Raw genomic sequence first — 22,862 nt, 5'->3', positions numbered from 1 at the left:
TCGTGAAGCGGGCGACGGAGGCCGTCGCGCCGTTCGGATCCCGCGTGTCGCTCGTACTGAAGGCCGACATCCGCCCGGGATACTCGGGCGAGCTCGATGCGAAGGTCGACCGGCTGGAGCGCGCGATCGACGCGTCGGCGAGCGAGTAACGAACGGGCGCTCGATGCAGGACGCGACGACGGGTTCCAACGAGCGCGACAACACGACCGCAGTGATACTGGCGGCACAGTGGAGGAGCGCTGACAACCTCGTCGCCTTGAAGTTCCGGAACGGACGCGTCGTCGGGTTCTCCGCACCCACAGAGCTGGATTTCGCGTCGTTGCGAATGAGCCATGTCGAGTACCGTCCCTGGGCTCGTCGACTGGTGTTCGTGCGGACCAACGGACTGGGTTTCACCTACGAGACAGGTTCACCTCGACGATGGTCCCCGATCGGACCGCGCCCCGTGGTCTACCTCGACCAGAATCAGTGGAGCACTCTCAGCAAGTCGATCTTTGCGCCTCACCGCGTGCGACGTCCAGGCGAGCTGGAAGCTGCTCACACACTGCTCAAGCTGGCTGAGAGCAGAAAGGTCATTCTGCCGTTGTCCGCAGCACATCTCGCCGAGACTGCTGCTTGGTCCAGCGAAAGTGGGCGTGTGGAGCTCACCGACACGATTCTCGCCGGGAGCGCGGGGTGGCAGATGCGTGACCCGCTCGAGATTCGAGCAGCCGAGTTCCGCGCTGCTCTTCGAACTTCCGCAGGGGCCGGAGCGGAAGAGGCGCCGGCTGTATTCACCCTTGCTCCATATGCAGCTCTCGATCCCGCGGCGCGAGCTGGGGACGCGCCGGATTCACTGGACGATTTGCCGGATGGCTGGCGATGGGTGCACGAGACACTGGTGTCGAGCGCTGTGTACATCGGGTGCATGCTCGGACGCGAACCGATTCGTCGTGGGTCTCTCGACGGCTGGGTCTGTCGCGCGTCAGACTATGTGGCAGGGGTAGTTAGTTGCTGAGGCAGCGCCCCCTATCGAAAGGTCTGAATCATCATGAGTCGTCCCCCGACGATCCCCGCGGAGAAGAAGCTCCGCATCGTGTTGTCCGTGTTGCAGGGCGAGATCTCGATCGCTGAGGCCGCCCGCCGCGAGAAGGTCTCCGAGCAGGCCATCGGGAACTGGAAGCGGCAGTTCCTTGAGGGCGGCAAGGCCGGTATCGAGGCGGGCAAGTCCAAGCCCACCTCTCGGGAGCAGCAGCTCGAGGACGAGGTCGCCGAGCTCACCCAGGCCCTCGGTGAAGCGGCGGTCGAGATCCGGGTGTGGAAGAAGAGCGCGGAGGGCCGCCTGGGCCCTTCGAGGACCTCGAGGTGATCCGCACTGACGCGGGCATGTCGACCGCGAGGTTCTGCCAGCTCATCGACATGCCCGAACGGACATGGCGGCGCTGGCAGGCCAAGGCCCGCACCGATCGGCCGCCGAAGGGCCCATGGCCGCAGCCGTCCCGCATCGCCGTGCGCGACGTCGTGATCGCTCACGCGACCGCTCACCCGGCGTGGGGGCACCGGAAAGTCTGGGCGATGACCCGCCACGACGGGTACCGGGTCTCGCAGGCGACCGTGCTGCGCCTGCTGCGTGACGAGGGCTTGATCCTGGAGGCGAACTACCAGCGGGAGCGCCGCAAGCTCGCCGAGCGCCGCAAGGCGGCGTTCGCGAAGACGCCGACGGGCCCGAACCAGGTCTGGCAACTCGACTTCTCCGAGTACGAGACCACGACCGGCGGGACGTGGCGGATCGCGTCGTGCCGGGACTACTGGGCCAAGTACGAGTTCGACGCGCACGTGTCCCCGACAGCGAACAAGCACGACGCCGTCACCGCGGTCGAACTCGCTCTCGCCGAAGCGGAGCGGCTGATCGGCCACCCGCTGATCGACGACTGTCAGGTCGACGACGCCACCGGAGAGTTGCTCCCGGTTCTGACGATCGTCACTGACAACGGCGGCCCGTTCCGCTCATTCACGTTCGAAGCGTTCATCGCCGCACACCCTGAGATCCGCCACGTCCGCACGAGAGTGCGAACGCCGGGTCAGAACGGGTCACGCGAACGCGGCTTCGGGACGATGAAGTACGAGTGGCTGTTCCGCGAGGAAATCGACGACGGCCTGACCCTCGTCGATCAGATCGACGCCTACCGGCACGACTACAACCACGTCCGCCCGCACGAAGCGATCGCCTGGAACCGACCCGCCGACGTCTACGCCGGCCACGCGCACCCCACCATCCCCAACTTCGAAATCGAAGAAATCCTGCCAACTACTTGACGCGGGACAGGTCGAGCGAGTGCAGGTTTTCTCGACATGGCTGGCGGGGGAGAAGCAACGCACGAAGAAACAACGGCGACGGTCTGCTTATGTCTTCACCTTCGCGGATGTGAGGAAGGAAGTCGCTGCAGCGGCGTACGCAGCGGGCGTCACGCCTGAACAGCTGTCGACGTGGAGCATGAGTACGTGGGCGTCGCCAACGATCGGTGCGCCCGGGATCTCGCTGTTCCGTTCCGTGATGGTCGACAAGCTCCTTGCCGGTGACAGATGGGAAGCGAACGATCTGACAGACCTCATGTACCTCTGCACAGCAGCCGCCTACGCCGATCACGTTGTCGGTGAGCGGCGCACGATCAGCCTGCTACGGCAATCAGTTACGAGGGCAGCGGCGCCGGTGCAGCTTCATACGGATCTCGTCTCGCTGATCGAAGCGCTCCGCATACGAGGAGGATGAGGCTGGCGCCGTGTTCAGCGTGTGATCGCCGAGACGATCGCATGCATCGTTGGCGGTTCACATCTTCGGATGATACCTTCGTCTCAACACGGCTAGCCGCTCTCTCTTCACCGAGAGGCGGCTAGTTTTCTTGTATGCCGCATTCCAGTTCTTACACGAAGCCATACCTGACGGTCCGTGCTCAGGTTGACAAGCTGATGGATCGCGGGATGCTCGTGGCCAGCCGTGCGGACGCCGAGCAGCTCCTACGTCGTGTGGGGTACTACCGCCTGTCGGGGTACTGGTACCCGTATCGTGAGCGCGAGGTTCGGGCGGACGGTACTGAAACTGTCGGGCCGAAGCTGCGTGCGGGAACCACGCTCTCGCACGTGATGCGCATCTACGAGTTCGACCGTGAGCTGCGTTCGATGATGCTCGATGCTCTGGAGACCGTCGAAGTCGCGCTGCGCTTCGAGATTGGTCACACGCTCGGGCGCCGCAGTGCGTTCGCGCATCGCGATCCGGCGTGTCTGGATGCGGCATTCTCGCGCGCGGCGGTGGACGCTGAAAACACGGCACGAACGAGCAATCATGCGGAGTGGCTCGAGGAGTTCGACAAGCAGGAGGCGCGATCGCAGGAGGCGTTCGCTCTGCACTTCCGCACGAAATACGGCGAACACTTTCCGGTGTGGGTCGCGACCGAGGTGATGACCTTCGGCACGCTGACGAGGCTGTACTCCGGGGCGCAGCAGTCGGATCGGGAACTGATTGCGATGAAGCTCGACGTGCTGACGACTTCTGGCAGAGGCGACGCAGCAGTGTTCAGCAACTGGCTGAATCAGCTCCGGCACATCCGCAACCTCTGCGCCCATCACTCGCGGCTCTGGAACCGGGTGCTGAGCGTGGAGCTCAGCGAGACTCGCGGCATCGCTGAGCTCGCTGGCCTCAGCGTCGCTGCTCGTAGCCGCGTCTACGGCACGATCGCTGTCCTGTCATTCTTGCTTGCGCGGATTTCGCCCGGCTCCGACTGGCAGGCAAGGGTGCGAAAACTGATCGAGGAACGCACTTCGGCACTGTCGCTGGATATCGGCTCGATGGGGTTTCCTCCGGGCTGGGAAGCGACGGTGCTCTGGAAGCCCGATTACGCGCGCGACCAGTCCATCGCTGATCGCACGGCTCTCATCGCCGATGTCGATCTCGCGACTGGTCGGGCGATGCGCGACCGGCTGCACAGCCGGGAGGGAAAGAAGCGCCGTGGCTGGCTCAACTATCTGCGTCAGCAGCACGCGCTGATCCGGGTGTCGGTCGGCGACGCACCTGGCCTCTACCCGTCCTTCCAGATCTCAGAGACGACGGGAGACATCGACCCGAACGTAGGCGACATCAACGCAGTGCTGCACGGGCTGCTGAGTTCTTACGTCGACAATGAAGAACAGATCACCTGGATGACGCTCAGGTGGTGGGTGACATCAGACGACGCGACAGGGAAGACGCCGATCCAGCGGCTTGAGCAGAGTGAGCTATCGCTGGATGCAGTTCGATCCGATCTGGAGTCATTCGCGATCTGGAGCGTTGCCTGACGCGCTCGTGATCACCGCTGTATTCGTTCGCATATTGTAATCTGGCGATTGTGCTGGTGCGCTCCGAATGTCAGTGGTTCCTGTCAATATGAGAAGCACTGGGCGGTTATACCCGGGTACCTGCCCCAATCAGAAGGACAGCGATCGCATGGCACTCGAAGTAGTTGGTGGCGGATCGAGTGCCGTCGCGTCGTCATCGCACGCTGCCTGCGCGCGTTTCCGCGGCACCGATCCGCTGATCACCGGCCTCACCCGTCGCAACCTCGCCGAGGCGGTCGGCTTCGCCGACAATTCCGGGGGCATCCCGCAGGCGCGATGGATGCGTGCAATGACTTTCGAGCGCCTGGTGCGGAACGAGGACTTCGCCGGGCAGGTCGCGACGCGCACGGTGGGCGCCCTCAACCTGAAGCGGCCCAAAGAAGTCGTGACGACCGACGCGCACATCAGCGTCGAGAAGACTGCCGCGGCGCTCGTCGCGGCCCACGAACGCGCGCTCCGATCGGGCGCGGTCACGCTCATCTTCCAGCTCGCTATCCCGTTCGTCGGGTTCGAGCAGACGCGCGCGACCGACGTGAAGCCCGACTTCGCGGTCGTCGCACCGAACGTCGACGGGCGCACCACGTACCTCGTGATGGGCGACGCTAAGGACTATGAGCGCGTCCGGTCGCGGATCGATGACCGCCGCATGCTGAAGGGGTTCCTGCAGGTCGCGGTCGGTGCCGAATCGGCGGCCGCGTGGTCGCAGCTGCCCGAGGGCATGGCGGTGCATCTCTACGGTGTGCTCGCTGTGCCACGCAACGCATTCCTGCAGCCTGTGCCCGTCGTCGAGAACCTTGACGACTACCGCACCGAGGTGCAGCTGCGCATCGACGAGCGGCGCCGGGAGGCTTCCGAGGCGGGCTACACACCCGACCATTCCGTCGCCGATCTCGTGCGGCATCTCGAGGCGACGTTCGACCCGGCCGCCTGCACGACCTGCACCCTGTTCTCGTACTGCCGAGACGAGCTGCGACGCTCCTCTCGCCCCGACGATCTGCTCATCGAGCTCGGCGTCGCCCGCGACATGCGCCGCCACGCGGTCGGGCTGATCGACGGCGTCACCGAGATCGGTCGCGTTCCCGCGTCGGTGCAGGCCAACATCGCAGCCACGCTGGCGGGAACAGCTCAGCCGACCGGACAGCTCCGCGTTGACCAGGCCGGACTGCCGGGAACGCTGAACGTCGTGCTCGCGAAGTCTGACGCTGCGGCGCTCGGTGTACACGGAATCGGCCTGCAGCGGGTCACGGCCGACGGACGAGGAGAGTGGGAGTTCATCTCCTTTGACGACCCGCAGTCGTCCGACACTCGCCGCCAGGTGATGCGTCGCCTCGGCAAGGTGCTCGGTCTCGCCATGCGCGACCAGCGGCGCGCCGCCAACGGAGCCGGTCCCGACGCGGTTCACATCGTCGTGCCCGACCAGGCCACCGCCGACGTGCTCGTGTCGATCGCCGACAACCTCGCCGGCATCGAGCTCAGCCGCCTGCGGTGGCATCGCGACACCGAGATGCGTCGGTCCGCCCTTACCTACGATGGCGAACCGGCGACGATGCCGCGCGCTCTCAAAGAAGAAGAGCGAACGGCGATCGCACTTCTCCTCGAGGATGACCGTTCGCGCGCGTTTTCGCTGCGTTCACCCATCATCGACCTGCGTGGTGTGCTTGCACGTCACCTCGTCGCGGGCGGGCCCGCGACGAACACTGGCCGCCTCGACTACCTCGTCGGGTGGGCCGAGGCGCAGGGCGAGCACACCCTCGAGCATCGCTCGTTCGCCGACGCGATCGAGGCTTCAGAACACACACCTGGTGCCCGCCTCACCAACGACGCATCCGACGCGATCCACACGGCACTCGTCGGTCAGAGCGGCAAGCCGAGCGATGCGCCCGTCGCAGACGCCGCCGAGTACGAGCGGCTCGTCACGGAAGAACTGCGGCACAAGGCCGACATTCTCGAGCGCGCGCTCAACGCGTTGCGGGGCGTCCCGTCGTCGACTCTTCGCCCGGCCTACCGTGCGATCGAATCGGCGGCGCAGGAGGTATGGCGTCGCCGTCTGAACCTGCACGCGTCTGATCTCGTGCGCTTCGGGCGTACTTACCGTACGTGGCGCAACTCGCAGGTGCCTATGGTCGAGAGCGACGGCACATGCGCCGCCCAGCTGCTCGCCCTGTCGAATCCGCAGACGGCCTACGACCTGGCGGTCGATGCCGGTAACCGGGTCGTCGCGTTCGCAACCGTGGTTCAGACGTCCCCGTTGGTCATCGACGTGGACTCGCGACGCATCGGCGACGGGGCGCGCATCGTCATGTTCGCTCGCAACGGCGCTTCCTGCGCCGAGGAGCCGGGTGTCTCGCTCGACGCCAGCGGTGCGGGTGCGTTCAAGCTCGACGGGCTCAGTATCGGGCCTCTCGAAGCGGTCGACACTGACACGCCTCGTATGTTCCGCTGGACTCCTCAGGCTGCACCGGTGCTCGCCGAGGGTGACCAGATCATCGTCGCCGACTTCGCATGGTTCTCGACGAAGCAGGTGCGCAACCGGTACCTGCCGATCAACAAACCGAAGCCGGATGAGAGGTCCGCGCCAAGGGCGGACTGCACTCCTGATTCCTACAGCGACGATCCGCAGAAGCACCGCTGGTGCTGCCGCTCTCACGAAGCGAGCGAGACGGAGTTCTCCGACGACCTCGCAGCACGCCGAGCGCGCGGGGAGCTCAACCCCGAAACCTGGCCCCCGGTACGCGATACCGACGGATTCGAGGTGACCGCCATGAACTCGCCTGCGAGTGATGCCTTCTCCTCGGCACCCGTGGCCGTGCCGGCTGATCAGACGATGGATGACCTGGAGTGACGGTGGAACAGACGGAGAGCGGCTTCTTCGAGGCTCCCCTCACGACGGCGACGGGCGAATTCCATCACGACGACGCGGCGGCGAAGAATACTGCCGTGGCGGAGGAAGCCAGCGCAGAACTCGCGGCGATGCTCGCGGGGACGTCGCCCATGGAACGGATGCTGCTGAAGGCGGCGGCCGGGGCCGGCAAGTCCTTTGTGCTGAAGCGGCTCGTCGCTGAGGCGACGCAGCATCCGCACGCAACGCGCGTTGCGATCACCGCGTTCACGAACAAGCAGACGCGACCATTGGCGATCTCGCTCGGCGAGGTGCTGGGCCGGGATCAGGTGGTGCTCTTCGTCGCCCGCGGCACGACGGGTGATGTGCCCGAGCAGGTGCAGCGCGTGGCTACGGTGGTCGACCGGGCTGCCGACATCCCGCACGAAGCTCTCGTCGTGATCGCTACAGTCGCGAAGTTCGGCGCGATGGGCGAGCTCCGGCGCCTCGCCGACGCACTCGGCACCGGCGCGAACGGCACGAGCCCGTTCGACGTGCTGTTTGTCGACGAGGCGTGGCAGATCCCGCACCATCTGTTCGACAAGGTCACGCGACTCGCACCGCTGTGGGCGGGTGTAGGCGACGTCGGTCAGCTGCCGCCGCTCGAGATCGGCGATAACCCGTGGCGGGGCGATCCGGGCTACAACCCGTACCGCGCCTGGCCGACCGATTATGAGGACGACCCGCGCACGTGGGCACGAGAGCTTCCGGCCGTATGGCGTCCCGCTGCCGGGCATCTCGCCCTCTGGCGAGCGTTCTACCCGGAGTGGAAGTCGCTCGACTGCGTCGCCGCTCCCGGAGACCGCGCGATCAACCTCGGTTCGATGGACGAGGGCGTCGCGAGCATCTGGAGCCAGGTCGGCACTGGGGTTCCCACGCTGCTGGAAATCGCGGGCCTGCCACAGGCGGAAGCGGCCGACATCGACCTGCCGCTGATGGGCTTTGTCGAGCAGCTGCTCGACGAGTTCTTCGCCGCTGAAACGTCGCTCGTCTCCGCAGTCTACGACCACGACGTGCCGGGTCGCCCCGCCGGTTCGTGGCAGAACGTCCGTGCGCGCGGCGACCACGACGACCCGCTCGTCACGATCCTCGCCACCCGAAACCAGTCGGTGGACGACGCGGCCGACGTCGTCGAACGCCTCCAGCTGAAGTACGACCTCACCGATCGCGACATCGTCGCGTCCACGGTCGACTCGTGGCAGGGGCAGACGAACGGCATCACGGTGGCGATCCATCCGCTGAACGGTGCCCACGCGCTCGACGAGTTCAACTCCGCATTCGGCCGCCTAGCGGTCGCCTGCACGCGCGCCACGCACGGCCTGCTGATGCTCGCGCGGCCGGGCATCTTTGATCTGCTCGCAGAAGCACCCGCTCGCCCGGGAACACCGTTCGGTGAGCCAGGCACTCGCCAGCTTCCTCGCCAGACGCACGCGCGCATCCTCGCGACGTTCGCCACGGCGACCATCGACGTGTCGGGCAACGGATGATTGCCGCCCGACTGAAAGAATCGAACAACACTTATGTGCCCGAAGAAGGAGTGTCATGTCCCGGCTGAATGACCTGCTGCGCCGACTCGAGTCCAGCGACCCCGCCCTTGCCAAAGACCTGCGCAAGGAGGTCGATGCCCTCGCCGACCGCCGCGCGTTCGGCCTCAACTTCGAGCGGCATGTGCCCGAGGACGTCGAGCTGCCCGGTCGCCCCGTGCGCCGTGGTGACAAGGTGCGCATCCTCGCTCCCCGCGGATCGAAGGCGAGTGAGGGCGACGAGCGTCTGTGGCGCGTCGTCGCGATCGAGAAGGATTTTGCTGGCGTGCGCACCGCGCACCTCGAGTTGCTGAGCGACGACACCGTCACCGCGCAGCCGAACGTCGACGACCTCGTCGTCGTCGCCGAGTTCCGCGACCCGATCTACCCGGGCCTCGTGTCGACCGGCAAGGTCGAGCGCGGCGGCGACAAGCCGTTCCACACGGTCATCAACGCAGAGAACTACCACGCGCTCCAGACGCTGCTCTTCACGCACCGGGGCAAGGTCGACGCGATTTACATTGACCCGCCGTACAACACAGGCGCGAAGGACTGGAGATACAACAACGACTACGTCGAGGGTGAGGATCTCTACCGCCACTCGAAGTGGCTTGCCTTCATGGAGCGACGCCTCAAACTTGCAAAGGAGTTGCTCAAGAACTCGGGGACCCTCGTCGTCACTATTGATGAGCATGAGGTGAGTCGGCTGGGTGTTCTGCTAGAACAGACTTTTCCGACTTTTACTATTCAGATGGTGACGATTGTCATCAATCCAAAGGGCGTGACGCAGGGGTTCCTGTCGCGGGTGGAGGAGTACGCCTTCTTTGTATTCGGCCCGAAAGCAGCGCTGGCTTCCGTCGGGGACGACTTGCTGACCCATCGTGCTACCGCGAAGGTCGAAAATGTCCAGCGACCACGGTGGAAGGGCCTGCTTCGGTCAGGCGATGACTCGCTACGCGTGGATCGCAAAGATATGTTCTATCCGGTTTGGATGGATGAACGGACCGGGCGTATAAGCCACGCGGGGGACCCATTGCCATGGGGCGAGGCCCCTGATTTCAACGAGCGTGATGGCCTTACGCCGATCTGGCCAATTCGAACAGACTTGCAAGAGGGGCGTTGGGGCGTTGGCCCAGCGACCCTGAATGAGTTAATTAGGCTTGGCTTTGCCTCGGCCGGTCGCTACGACAAGAAGCGTAGGAGTCGCGCGATCTCATACCTCTCGCGGCAAGTTAGGGATGACATCGAGGCGGGAAAGCTGCGGGTACTTGAAGTTGACAGCTTGACCGGTGTGGCTGATGTGGCGTATGTGGGCGATGCTGCCCGTCGCGTGCGGACCGTCTGGCACCGTTCGAGCCACGACGCAGGCGCAAACGGAACTGACATGATCCGTGCTCTGCTTGGTACGAGCCGCGCCTTTCCCTTCCCAAAGTCTCTTTACGCAGTTGAAGATTCGTTGCGCCCGCTCGTCTCGGACAACCCGACGGCTACTGTGGTGGACTTCTTTGCAGGTTCGGGGACAACGGCGCATGCCGTGATGCGACTCAACAGGCGGGATGGTGGGCGTAGGCAGTCGATCAGCGTCTCGAACAACGAAGTTGCACCGGATGAGCAGAGATCGCTCCGGAAACGGGCGCTTCGCCCCGGTGATTCGGAGTGGGAACAGTGGGGAATTTGCGACTACATTACGAAGCCGCGAGTAGCGGCTGCTGTGACAGGGTATAGACCGGATGGAAACTCGATCATTGGCAACTATAAATTTGCAGGAGTGTACCCAATGGCTGGCGGGTTCGAGGAGAACGTCGAGTTCCTCACGCTCACCTATGAAGCACCTCTTCGTGTCTCCTCGAACCGCGAGTTCCTGAAGATCGCACCGCTGCTCTGGATGCGAGCGGGCTCTGACGGGCGCCGTATCGAGGACCTGTCGTCCGGTTGGGACATCGCTGATAACTACGGCGTACTCGCCGATCTTAATCAGACCGACACCTTCGTCGAAGCGATCGCGGTAAATGAGCGTGCCCGTATTGCGTTCATCGTGACCGACGAAGACCGCCTGTTCGAGTCGGTCGTTCGTGACCTCCCCGACCACGTCGAGCCAGTGCGCCTCTACGAGGCTTACCTCCACAACTTCGAGATCGAGACGGGACGGGCCGCGCTGTGAAGTTCACGCTGCACGACTACCAGAGCGACGCTGTCGACGACGTCCTGAACACCCTCGAGCGCGCTCGCACCGCGTGGCAGCGCGACGGCGAGGAGACGTCGATCGCGCTCACGGCGCCGACCGGTGCCGGCAAGACCGTCATGGCTGCGGCCGTCATCGAGGCGCTGTTCTACGGTAACGAAACCTTCGACGTCGAACCCGATGACGGTGCAGTGGTGCTGTGGTTCTCGGACGACCCGAACCTCAACGAGCAGACGCGCATGCGCCTGATGGACGCGTCCGAGAAGTTCACGTCGTCCGATCTTGTCGTGATCGAACCGCCCTTCGCGCAGCCGAAGCTCGACCCGGGCAAGGTGTACTTCCTCAACACGCAGAAGCTGTCGAAGACATCGAAGCTCACGCGTGGTCACGTCGCGGACGAGAGTCAGCTCGACCTCAATGAGGTCGGCACGCCCGACCTGCAGGGATACACGATCTGGGAGACGATCGCGAACACGATCGGTGACGACGAGCGCACCCTCTACATGGTGCTCGACGAGGCGCACCGCGGGTTCAACACGAAGACGAGCCGTGACAAGAACACCCTCGTGCGGCGTCTCGTGCAGGGCCACGCTGGCTACCCGGCGGTGCCGATCGTGTGGGGCATCTCGGCGACGATCCAGCACTTCCAAGAGGTGATGACCGAGGCCGACGCGGCGAAGGACCGCCGCGCGTTCCCGTCGGTGATGGTCGACCCGTCGCGCGTACAGGAATCGGGCCTCGTCAAGGACGTCGTGAGCCTCACGATCCCCAACGAGGCCGGCAACTTCGACACCTCACTCGTAAAGCTCGCCGCGCAGCGTGTCGTCGAATCGACGGAACGCTGGGCCGACTATGCGAAGTCGCAGGGCTTCACCGAGGTCGTCACGCCGCTCCTCGTGCTCCAGACGCCGAACACGCCCGAACCCGATGACATTGGTCGCGCTCTCGACGTGATTGCCGAGCAGGTCCCTGAACTGCACAGCGGCAACATCGCCCATGTATTCGGCGACCACAAGCGACAGTTCTTCGGTCGGTGGGACGTTGAATGGATTGAACCGCAGCGCGTGCAGGAGACACCATCGGTGCGCGTGCTCATCGCGAAGGACGCGATCTCGACCGGCTGGGATTGCCCGCGTGCCGAGGTTATGGTGTCATTCCGCCCCGCGAAGGACAACACGCACATCACGCAGCTGCTCGGCCGCATGGTGCGCAGCCCGCTCGCTCGTCGTGTGCCGGGCGACGAGGCGCTCAACTCAGTCGAGTGCATCCTGCCCTTCTTCGACCGCACCACCGCCGGCAAGGTCGTGCGCTACCTCACCGGTCAGCTCGAGGAGATGCCGGGCAGCGGCGCCTCGAAGAAGATCCTGATGGACGGGCGCGAGCTGCGTCCGAATCCCGCAATCGCCGAAGCCGTTTGGGAGAAGTGGGATTCGCTGCCGACGCAGACGCTCCCGAAGCGTGGGGCGCGTCCAGTGAAGCGACTCGTCGCGCTCGCGCAAGCTCTCGCCATGGACCGCGTTCTGCCCGGCGCCCTCGCCGCGGCGGAGAGCGAGATGCACAGCGTGCTCGACGGCTATGCCACGCGTTACCGCAATCTGCTCGACGACCAGATCGACGAGGTGTGGCGCGTCGATGTGCAGGAAATCCGCGGTACGTCCACCTCGAGCAAGCTCACCTACCGTGAATTCTCCATGCGTGCGGACGACCGTGCGATCCGCTCGGCGTTCGAAGACGCGAAGAAGGCGTTCGGCGCCGACATCGCCCAGTCCTACGTGAACCATCTCGCCGGCGAGGACGACGGGGATGACGACGGCCTGCGCGACGCGTACGTGAAGACGGCGGCTCTCGCGACGATCAAGGAGGTGCGAGAGAAGGTCGACCAGGAAGCGACCGATCTGGTGAATCAGTGGTTCGCCCGCCACCGGGTCGCGATCAAGGCGCTGCCCGACGTGCGTCAGCAGGACTACGAGGACATCCGCGCAATGACGACCGACCCACAGCGTGGAGAGCTCGGTCGGCCGCGTTCGCGTATGGAGGACTTCGCCGTGCTCGACGACTTCGACCAGCAGGCCATGGCGCCGCTCGTCGACCGCCACCTGATGTCGGATGAAGACGGGATGTTCCCGCTGTCGTCTCTGAACGAGTGGGAGCAGAAGGTCGTGCAGGCCGAGCTGAAGCACGACACCACGCTCGCCTGGTACCGCAACCCGGTACGTTCGGCCGTCGACTCGCTCGGCATTGCGTATCGCGATCAGCAAGGCAACTGGCGCACGATGTACCCCGACTTCGTGTTCTTCGAAGAGATCCAGGGCGAAGTGAGGGCGTCGATCATCGACCCGCACGGCCACCATCTCGATGACGCTGTCGTCAAGCTCAAGGCACTGGCCGAGTTCGCAGAGAAGTTCGGCGGTGAGTTCCACCGCATCGAGGCCGTCGCTCAGGTTGGCAACGCGATGAAGGTGCTCGACATGACGATCCCGGCCGTCCGCGACGGCGTGCTGCACGAGGACAAGCCGGCTGTCGAGTTCTACCGCGCCGACCTCGCGATCGAGTACACGCTGTGACCTTTGAAGTGACCGTGGACCGACCGGAGCATCCACGGCTCAGCCACGCGGGATTCTGATGGGCCTGCGAGGATGACGAGCTTCTACCGCACGGGGCATTGGCGACGGAACGCGAACGGAACGGTGTCGTGGGTCAGCGGACACGCGGTTGATCGCGATGACTGGGAGCGCGATGGGCAGACATCGGTCGATGCCGTCCCGACGTGGTCGAGGTGGCACAGAGCGCCGAGCGACGAAGTGCAAGCAATGTACGACCTCGAGCAGAAGCAAGCTGAGCGTCGACGCGCGGTTCTCGAACGTGTCCGTCAGCGTTCTTCGGTGAGAGGCTCGATTGCCGCACCCAGCGGAGGCGCGTCGGAAGCTCGTTCCGTGGCACAAGTACCAGCATTTGGCCCTCCACTCCCAGATTTGTACGCAGCGGTGGCAGCGGCGATGCGGCGTCGTGCCCACGAGATGGCATCTGCTGCTCGCGCCCTGCACAAGAAGCGTGTTCAAGCGGTCGGCGGCAGCGTTGCGGATCAAGCACGTCGACCTCGTCAGCACCGCGATGAACGTATTCGACAGGGCGGACTGCATCATCGCGTAACTCACGTGACGGATCGCCCGGTACCAACAGAGAGGAAGAGCCGCGTGCCCGACGCAGCCGAACGCACCGCCGAGAAGTCCGTACTCGATCAGAGCTACGCCCTGCTCGAGTACCTCTCTGCCGTTGCCCGTGAGATCGGCCCGAAGCCGGTGCGGGACGTACGCAAGAACGACACCGTGGTGTGGCCATCGGCCGTTCCGGATCACCGCGCGGTCTTCGTCGGTCCGGGGGAGGAGCGCCCTGCATGGTTATCGGTCGGGCGCGTATCCGCGCCGGCGGCGGTTGAGGTGCCGTCTGAGCTCGCAGGTCTCATCGATTCGAAGGAAGCGTTGCTGACGGCGAGCGGCACACCGCGACTGCTGGACAAGTTGGCCGAGCAGCGCGTGGAGTATCGCGTCATCGAGCAGCTTGGACCAGTCTCTGGTGACGCTGAGGATGAAGAACTTCAGCACCGCCGAGAACTGCGTGCACGGCTCGTGGAGAGCATCCGCCGGACTTTCAACGAGTGGTTCGCAGGGACCTGGACGCCCTGGGCTGAGAAGAACCGCTCGACGTTCGCCGCGCGGGAGCTGTACACGCGTCTCTACGATCTGCACCTCAGGGCGGAAGCCGATGCAGCCACGCACGAGGTCGTCTGGGGCCACCTCGTGCTCGGCGCCCGCTCCGACAACACGTCGATCGTGTCGCCGATGCTCACGGCGCGTGCCGTCGTGCAGGTCGACCCGCAGGACGCGACGATCCAGGTCGTGCCCGAGCAGACCGTCGAGCTGGAGCTCAACGCGATCGAGGGCACCGAGCTGCCTGGGCTGGAAGCGCTCGCGACCCTGCAGGCAACACTGCGTGAGACGCCGCCGAACGTCTGGGATCAGGACGAGCGACTCACGGCCCGTCAGCAGATCCTCGCCCCGATGGGCCTCGATGCCGAGCTCGTCGACGCGGTCGACCATCCGGCGCCCACTGACGCCCCCCGCCTGAATGACGGGTGGGTGCTGTTCCTGCGCAAGCGGCCGTTGCGACAAGAACGCTTCTATGACGAGCTCGCTCACAAGATCCGCGACGAGAGCTTCCTGCCCGAAGGGCTCGCGTCGGTCGTCGCGGACAGCGACCGCGTCGACAACGCGCTCCGGGGGACGGGGCGCACCGTCGTGACGAACGACGGAACCGCCGACCGCCTGCTGATGCCGTTGCCCGCGAACGCCGAGCAGACTCGCATCGCACGGCAGCTCGCGACCTCGCGCGGTGTGACGGTGCAGGGCCCTCCGGGAACCGGCAAGTCCCACACGATCGTCAACCTCGTCTCCCACCTGGTCGCTCAAGGCAAGCGTGTGCTCGTCACCGCTGAGAAGGAACAGGCGCTCTCCGTTCTGCGCGACAAGATCCCTGCCGAGCTGCGCGACCTGTCGATCTCGGTGCTGGGGTCGACGCCGAGCGCGATGGAAGAGCTGCGCAGCTCTGCACAGGCGATGCAAGACTCGCTCTCCTCCCTCGACGTCGTGGCCGAAGAGCGACGAATCGTCGAGCTCGGATCCACCGTCGACGCGCTTCGAGAATCGATCGTCCGCACCGATACGGCTCTGGTACGTGCCCTCCAGAGTGAGCAGCGGGAGCACCCACTCCCGACCGGCCCGCAGCGTGCGCCGCAGGTCGCGGAGTGGCTCGCGGAGCGTCGCGACCTCGACATCATCGCCGACCGGGTGCCCGTAGAAGCACCGTTCCCCGTCAGCACTGACGAACTCGCCGAGCTCGGCGAGATCCTGCGCACGGTCACGTCGGAGGATAATGAGAGGGCGATCCTCGACCTGCCGGAAGAGGATTGGATCCCCACAGCCACAGACCTGCAAGTGCGGCTTGCGCGGCGTGAGACGCTCCGCAACGAGGTGACGTCGCTTGAGGATCGGGGACTCCGCGTCGAAGCGTTCGACACGATGACGCTTGACTCGATCCGCGAGAACAGCCAGTGGTTCCGTGAGAGCGCCGGCTACCTTCGAAACATCTCCGGAGCGTGGGAAGACCGGTTCGCGGCTGCCGTCCGGTCCGACGATCCCGCTGCTACCTGGGTCGTCCAACACAACCCGGCGGTGCGTCAGAAGCTCGCCGCCGCGCGGGAGCTCGCGAGCCGCCTGACGGGACACGTCGTCGAGCTGCCCGAGGGGAATCCGGCTGTGCAGATTCCGCTGCTTCAGGCGTGGGGCGAACGTGTTACCGCCGGGAAGAAGCTCCCGCTCTTCGCAGTGAGGGAGCTCAAAGAACTGGCTGCTGCGGTCCGCGTCGACGGAGCATCCGTCACCACAACCGCACAGCTGGATCTCGTGCGCACCGAGATCGATCTGCGCGTGATGAAGCGCGACGCGCACGTAACGATGTCGCAGACGTACACTGCCTGTCAGATCCCCGTGCCGCCGATGGACGACGCATTCGTGTTCGTCGCCGATCACCTCGCTGCGCGGGTCGAGGCCATCCACCGGTGGTGGACAGAGGCGGCGCCTGGCCTCACCGAACGACTCGGACAGTTCGCCACGGCGCAGCCGTCCGGGCCGACTGCCAAAACGCTCGAAGCGATGGCCGCCCTGCTCGACGGTGCGGCTGCGCGCCTCGAGGAGCGCCAGCTCTCCGCGGAGCTGCAGGCGCTCGCCGAGCGCGTGCAGGAGTCGAGTCGTGCGGACCACGCTTCTCCGCTGTGGGGACGCCTCCACACGGCGCTCGAGCTCGCGCACGCGGACCAGTGGGGTGCTGTGCTCGACGAAGCGCAGAGGCTTTCCGGCGTGCGTGCTCGGGTTCTGCGCGCTGATGAGCTTCGGCGACGGATCGCAGACGCGGGTGCACCGCGTTGGTCGCGGGCGCTCGTCGACGCACAAGGGGCGCGCGAGACGATCGGCGAGATCGAGGATGCGCCTCTCGCGTGGGAGCGAGCGAAGGCGCGCACCTGGCTCGCTGACCTGCACACGGCGACCGACATCGACGAGCTGATGGAGAAATCCCACGCCGACGCGCAGGAGCTGCGTCGAGCCATCGTCGACCTCGCCAGCCGATCCGCTCGCACCGAGCTGAAAAAGAACAGCAAGGATCGCCAGCGGCGTGCCCTCGAGACCTGGCTCAGCGCGGTCAAGCGTGTGGGCAAGGGGACCGGCAAGAACGCGCCGCGCTTCCAAGCGGCCGCGCGTGAAGCGCTTCCGGCGGCGATGGGCGCCGTGCCCGTCTGGATCATGCCCATCTACCGCGTGCTCGAGAACTTCGATCCGCGGGTGTCCGACCTCTTTGACGTCGTCGTGGTCGATGAGTCATCGCAGTGCGACCTGTTGTCACTGGGCGTTCTCGCCCTTGGCAAGAAGACGGTCGTCGTCGGCGACGACAAGCAGACCACGCCTGGTCGGGTGGGAATTCAGACCGACCGCATCGCCGCACTGCAGGACCAGCACCTGCGCGGCATGCCCGAGGCGAAACTCCTCACCCTGGACGACTCGCTCTACTCGATCTCGGGGCGCGCGTTCCCCTCGACGATCGCGCTCAAGGAGCACTTCCGGTGTGTGCCCGAGATCATCGGGTTCTCGAACCGCTACTACGGCGGGCAGATCCTTCCCCTGCGCGAGGTGGGGGTTCCCCAGATCGGCGAGCCGCTGCGCGTCGTCCACGTCGAGAACGCCATATCGATCACTCGAGGATCCAGCCGCGTGAACATCGATGAGGCGAAGGCGATAGCTGGGCAGATCGCGCAGTGCGTGCGCGACTCGGCCTACGACGGGCTCACCTTCGGTGTGGTCACCATGATGAGTGGACCTCAGGCACAGATCATCCAGGATCTGATCCGCGAGGAGATCGGTGACGCGGAGTTCGAGCGCCGGCGCCTGCGCGTCGGCAACCCTCCGCTGTTCCAGGGCGATGAACGCAACGTGATGTTCGTCTCGATGGTCGCGCACGACGCCTCGTTCGCAGCGACGACCGTGCGATACGCGCAGTGGGCCAACGTCGCGGCCTCGCGTGCCCAGGACCAGCTCTGGATCTTCCACAGCATGGACCCCGCCACTCTGAATCACGAAGATCAGCGCCGCGCGATGATCGAGTACGCGCAGGGGCGCAACCGTGCTGAGGAGGCGGACGACCTATACGCGCGCACCGACTCGAAGTTCGAGCGCGACGTGCTCAAGCAGCTGCTCGAGCGCGGATACGAGGTGGAGCCGCAGCACCGCGTGGGCAGCTACCGGATCGACTTCGTCGTGCAGGTCGCACGGGGCGAACGCCTGGCGATCGAGTGCGACGGCGACTCGTTCCACGGTCCTGAGAAGTGGGAGGACGACGTTCGTCGCCAGCGGGTGCTCGAGCGGCTCGGGTGGACGTTCTGGCGAATCCGCGCGTCGAAGTACTACCTCGATCCCTACCCGGCGCTCGAGCCGCTGTGGCAGCGGCTCGAGGAGATGCGCGAGCGGGCCGCGGGAGCGGAGGAGCTTGCGCGTGTGCGCAAGGAGGCTCGCGACGCCAAGCGGCTGGCTGAGCTCCGTGTCGAGGCGGAGGAATCTCCGGCCGTGCAGACCGACAGCGTCAGCATCGATGACATCGATGAGCTGGCGGCGAGCGGCGGCATCGGCGAAGAACGTGAGCTCGCTGAACCGAGTCGGGTCGCTGAGCCTGACTTCGACACGAGGCCCTCCGTGTGGGCCGATGAGCCGGCCCCACGCGGCCTGTGGGCGCCGATCGAGCGACCGCGCTTTATGAAAACACCCGCAAGCGAGGACGCACCCTCTGAGGACGCACCCTCTGAGGACGCTCGCGTGAGCGCAGCGAATCCGCGCCCGGTGATCCCCTCGATCCCGGTCATTCGCACGTGGGCTCGTAAGCACGGGTATTCGGTGGGTGAGCGTGGTCGGATCCCCGATGCGGTTCGAGAGGCTTACCTCGACGCGCATCCCACCGCTGCGCCTGCCGCCACGCGGTCGTCGGATGGCCCCGCGATCATAGAGTTCGGGGAAAACGGCGCTGCCGCTGCGGCCGCGTGGCGTGAAGGAGCTTCGTACCAGCTCGACACGGCGGGCAACATCCTGCCACTGTATAGCGGACGGACCCTCGCTAGCGTGATCGGCGAAGTGACCGCCTCGATCGTGCGCGACGCCATGCAAACGGTGCGTCCGAGTGGCGGCCGATTCAAGGTCGACCAGAACGGAACGATGGCCACCCTGATTGACGGGAACCCGGTGTACGTGTGCACCGTCACCCGAGCCGGCTGGTTCCCTGCTCACTGGATCGGGAACTGAGCGTCGCGCGCGTCACCGCTGGGCGGCGGCGGAGCACAGCGCCCGCACGTCGCACTCACGGCATTTCCGTCGCCCAGGACGCGGCTCGAACTCGCGGCGACGAAGGCTGTCGACGGTCGCGATGATCTGCGTTTCCGCTCGCGAGATGGCCGCGGCGGAGACATCGATGGGGATTCGGCTCTCGGCTCCGAGGTCGTGCACGAATGCCGCGCTGACGTCGAGCCCCTCGCGGCGCCCGGCTTCGGCGTAGATCTGCAGCTGCAGCGCATCGACTGCGCCGCCGGTGGACGTCTTGTAGTCCACGAGGGCGAGCTGCCCCATCTCACCCTGGTGGGTGTCGTAGATGACGTCTGCTCGGCCTGACACCACAACGCCGTCCAGGAAGAGTTCGAATGGCCGTTCCGTCGCCCACGTGCGCAACAGATCCCCGGAATGGTCGGTAACGTAACGCATCACCAACCTGCGAGCCTTCTCCTTCATCTCGCGATGTCCCGCCTTGTTCGCGAAGGGGAGGAAGAATTCGGACGCGAGCAGCTGATCCACTTGCACGGCGGTTGGAGCGGCGCCGGTCGCCCGGGTGCGTTCGGCGAGGACGCGCATGGTGTGGTGCACGGCGTTGCCGTACCCCAACTCGGGGCGGATCGCAGGCATGAAGCCCAGGTCGTTTTTCAGCAGGTAGCTGCGCGGGCACGACTCGAACGCAGCGAGCTCGCTGTAGGTGATCGCGAGGTCGTGCGCGGCCGAGTGCGAGCGGCTCGTCGCCGACGACGGATACCCCTGGTGGCCGTAGGCACGCATCAGCTCGTCGAAGTAGGGCGAAGCGGAGCGATTCTTCCCGCCCGCCAAACGAGAGAAGCTTGAGAGCAGCACCGCGTCACGCGCTCGCGTCAGGGCGACGTAGAACAGGCGACGCTCGTCGGCGTCGGTGCCTTCGTAACGTGAACGATCGAATCGCCCGATGAGTTCAGCCGGGAAATCCTGAGACCGGCCGTTGCGGCTCGAGGGGAATCGAGTCTTCACGAGCGACGGCAGGAATACGGCGGGCCATTCGAGGCCCTTCGAGCCGTGCACCGTGCCCAGCGCGATGCCGTCATCCGATAAGCCCTCTTCGCCCGAGAAGTCGTCGTACGCACCGAACGCGTAGTTCGACATCAGGATCGCGAGGTTCTTGTAGAACCATTCGCCGCCGCTTCGACCGCCGACCTGCTCACTCGGGTTGTCGGGGTCCCGGCGCGACCGCCAGGACACGCCTTCATAGTCGGCGAGCACCGCGGTGAACCGTGCGATGGTGCCGAGGCGATTGCGCGTGAGCGGGTTGGTGAGGGCCCAGGTGCTGGCGCCCAGGAGATCCATCAGCGTGTAGAAGTCGCGCACGAGGCTTTCGTTGAACGTGCTGGCGAGCGCGCGCTCCCGCCACGCGGTGAGGTGCTTCTCGAGCTCCTGCACCCTGTCATTGCCAAGGGCGAAGACCGCCTGGTACTGCGCCAGCAGCACCGGAAGTGTGACGTTATGACGTGGCCCGTACTGTTCGGTGCGCCAATCGAGTCCGGCGATCCAGGCGTACGTCGCTCCGAACACCTGAGGTTCGGGTTGTGTGAACAGCCCCGACCGTCCGCCGGCCTGCACCGGCACCCCCGCGTGTTCGAGCGCCTCGAGCAGAGCAGGATAGGCAGCACGGCCGCGCACGAGGATCGCGATGTCGCGGAACGGGAGACCGCGGGCGTGGAGGTCGAGGATCTCGTCAGCGATCGCGCGTGCGGCGTCCGCCTCCGTACCGGGATCACGAACCATCGCAACGCTTGGGCCATCGGTTTCACGGGAGGGGCGCATCTCCTTGTCGATGCGGCCCGGGATCGTGCCAGCGAAGATGTTCGCGATCTCGACGATCCCCGGGCGTGAGCGCCGGTTGGTCAGCAACCTGAACTGGGCGACGTTCGGGTAGCGCTGCGTGAACGTCACGATGTTCTCGACCGAGGAACCGCGCCACTGGTAGATCGCCTGGTCGTCGTCTCCGACCACCACCACATCCACACGGCCGTGGGGCTTCGCCAGAAGCTCGACGAGTCGCTCCTGCGCGGCGTTCACGTCTTGATATTCGTCGACGATGAGGTGCCGCAACGGTGTGGTGACGGCGTCGTGCACCTCGGGATCGGAGAGCGCCTCGACCGCGCGCACGATCTGCGTGCCGAAGGACATGTACTGATGTCGGTCGAGCTCGGCGTAGTAGTTCTCGGCCGCGGTGCGGAAATCACTCGGCGGCAGGGAGTCGACTGCGATCAGCTCATTTTCGATCACGTCGATGCCGCGCTGGAAGGTGCCGATGCTGTTGAACACGCCGCTGCCGGCGATCGCCTCGCCGATGCCGATGATGCGGTTGGAGCGGTAGAGGAAGTTCGTCAGCTGGTTCGCGTCGAGCGCCGTGTAGGTCTCGTAGCGCGGCACGTAGGTCTGCAACAGGCGGAAGCAGTAGGCATGGATCGTGCCGACGAAAAGACGACCCAGCTGATCCGTCGCCTCGGCGCCCATGCGCGCTGTCACCCGCTCGCGGATGCGCTCCTTGAGCTCTGACGCTGCCTTTTCTGTGAATGTGAACGCGACGATCGACTCAGGTGCTTCACCTTCCGCCAGAAGCGATGCCACGCGCTGCGAGACGACTTCAGTCTTGCCCGAACCGGCTGCCGCGATGATCTGGATGTGGCTGCCACGGTGCTCCACGGCGGCGAGAGCGTCGCCCTCGAGCTGGGGAATCGCCGCGCCCGGCGCAGCGGGTGGGTGCGTGACGGGGGTGATGCGCAGATGCGGCCCAGGAGCCTGAGCAGGGATCGAAGCAATTTTCGGTGCGGGCAGCTGCGTGACAGCCGAAGCGGCAGCCGCGGGCGTCGGCGCGACAGCGAACGCCTTCGGCGTCGGCATGGCCGCCTTCTTCGGCGGGGTGACCCATGTGAACTTCATCGCACTCCTGAGGATCGGTCCCTCTCAGGATAACGAGACGTCAGCTCATCCGGTCGTGCCTCGATATCCTGCCTGGACGCACGTGCGTATCGAACGTCCGGGGTTAGTTCCGGGGCTGTCGGCGGTCCTTACGGGTAGGGACCTTCAGCCGCAGCAACTGGTCCTCGAGCTGCGCCGCGATCCGCCACCAGGTGCGTCTTGACGCGAGCAGCACCCCGGTATCCCGTGCCGTCGCGAGCGAATGGTCCACCGAGTTCTGCGTTGCCCACCCGAACACGATGAGCTCGCCGATCCGCTCCCGGTCGGCAGCACTAATCCGCGACTCGTATGCCCGCTCGGACTGGGGCGCCGGGTCGGCGACCCGCTCGCGAGGGGACTGCCGGTAGTGCCACGTCGACCGCGACAGGACCGGCAGCTTCAGCGACTGTAGTTGCGGACCCGTCGCGGCATTGAGCCCCGGCCACGGCGGCTCGGACTCGGCCCGTACACAGGGCGGCGTCCTCTACGCTCGAAGCATGACTACCTCGACCACTGTGTCGAGGGGTGCGGCGACGATGGCGCTCCTCTCTATGGCTATCGGCGCTTTC

General features: G+C 65.5%; 10 protein-coding genes and 1 pseudogene. 10 read left to right on the top strand and 1 reads right to left on the bottom strand.

Annotated elements, in window-relative coordinates:
* From ACTIAO_RS13080 to ACTIAO_RS13035, 10 genes and pseudogenes are all read left to right on the top strand, one after another.
* Positions 1–149 (top strand): annotated as a pseudogene (locus ACTIAO_RS13080) (thiamine-binding protein); the annotation flags it as partial.
* Between the two features lie 881 nt (positions 150–1,030).
* Positions 1,031–1,348 carry a transposase gene (locus tag ACTIAO_RS13075; RefSeq protein WP_029154011.1) on the top strand — a complete coding sequence of 106 codons (318 nt, stop codon included), beginning with the start codon at positions 1,031–1,033 and terminating at the stop codon, positions 1,346–1,348.
* On the top strand, positions 1,345–2,295 hold the full coding sequence (locus tag ACTIAO_RS13070) for an integrase core domain-containing protein (RefSeq protein ID WP_029154010.1): 951 nt from the start codon (positions 1,345–1,347) through the stop codon (positions 2,293–2,295). The genes ACTIAO_RS13075 and ACTIAO_RS13070 overlap by 4 nt, the downstream gene beginning before the upstream one ends.
* Before the next feature lie 178 nt (positions 2,296–2,473).
* Positions 2,474–2,749, top strand: coding sequence for a hypothetical protein (locus ACTIAO_RS13065; RefSeq protein ID WP_441906658.1), 276 nt, complete (start codon positions 2,474–2,476; stop codon positions 2,747–2,749).
* A 134-nt stretch (positions 2,750–2,883) separates the two neighbouring features.
* Positions 2,884–4,308, top strand: coding sequence for an Abi family protein (locus ACTIAO_RS13060; RefSeq protein ID WP_441906657.1), 1,425 nt, complete (start codon positions 2,884–2,886; stop codon positions 4,306–4,308).
* Between the two features lie 148 nt (positions 4,309–4,456).
* Positions 4,457–7,189, top strand: a complete 2,733-nt coding sequence (locus ACTIAO_RS13055; RefSeq protein WP_441906656.1) for a hypothetical protein — start codon at positions 4,457–4,459, stop codon at positions 7,187–7,189.
* The gene (locus ACTIAO_RS13050; protein WP_441906655.1) at positions 7,186–8,712 is read left to right on the top strand and encodes an AAA family ATPase; all 1,527 of its coding nucleotides are present in this window, start codon (positions 7,186–7,188) and stop codon (positions 8,710–8,712) included. Before ACTIAO_RS13055 ends, ACTIAO_RS13050 begins: the two co-directional genes overlap by 4 nt.
* 55 nt (positions 8,713–8,767) lie before the next feature.
* Complete coding sequence (locus ACTIAO_RS13045) at positions 8,768–10,909, top strand: site-specific DNA-methyltransferase (protein ID WP_441906654.1); 2,142 nt, start codon at positions 8,768–8,770, stop codon at positions 10,907–10,909.
* The gene (locus ACTIAO_RS13040; protein ID WP_441906653.1) at positions 10,906–13,494 is read left to right on the top strand and encodes a DEAD/DEAH box helicase; all 2,589 of its coding nucleotides are present in this window, start codon (positions 10,906–10,908) and stop codon (positions 13,492–13,494) included. The genes ACTIAO_RS13045 and ACTIAO_RS13040 overlap by 4 nt, the downstream gene beginning before the upstream one ends.
* A gap of 630 nt (positions 13,495–14,124) precedes the next feature.
* Entirely contained in the window at positions 14,125–19,323 is a 5,199-nt protein-coding gene (locus ACTIAO_RS13035; protein ID WP_441906652.1) for an AAA domain-containing protein, read from the top strand.
* Positions 19,324–19,335: 12 nt separating this feature from the next.
* Here ACTIAO_RS13035 and ACTIAO_RS13030 read toward each other — a convergent pair whose 3' ends face one another.
* Entirely contained in the window at positions 19,336–22,275 is a 2,940-nt protein-coding gene (locus ACTIAO_RS13030) for an ATP-dependent helicase (RefSeq protein WP_441906651.1), read from the bottom strand.
* Positions 22,276–22,862: the final 587 nt, after the last annotated feature.

It is taken from the genome of Microbacterium sp. (genome assembly GCF_052099035.1).
Lineage (GTDB): Bacteria > Actinomycetota > Actinomycetes > Actinomycetales > Microbacteriaceae > Microbacterium.
Note: the sequence above shows the minus strand (reverse complement) of the source record. Positions and strands in the feature narration are given on the sequence as shown.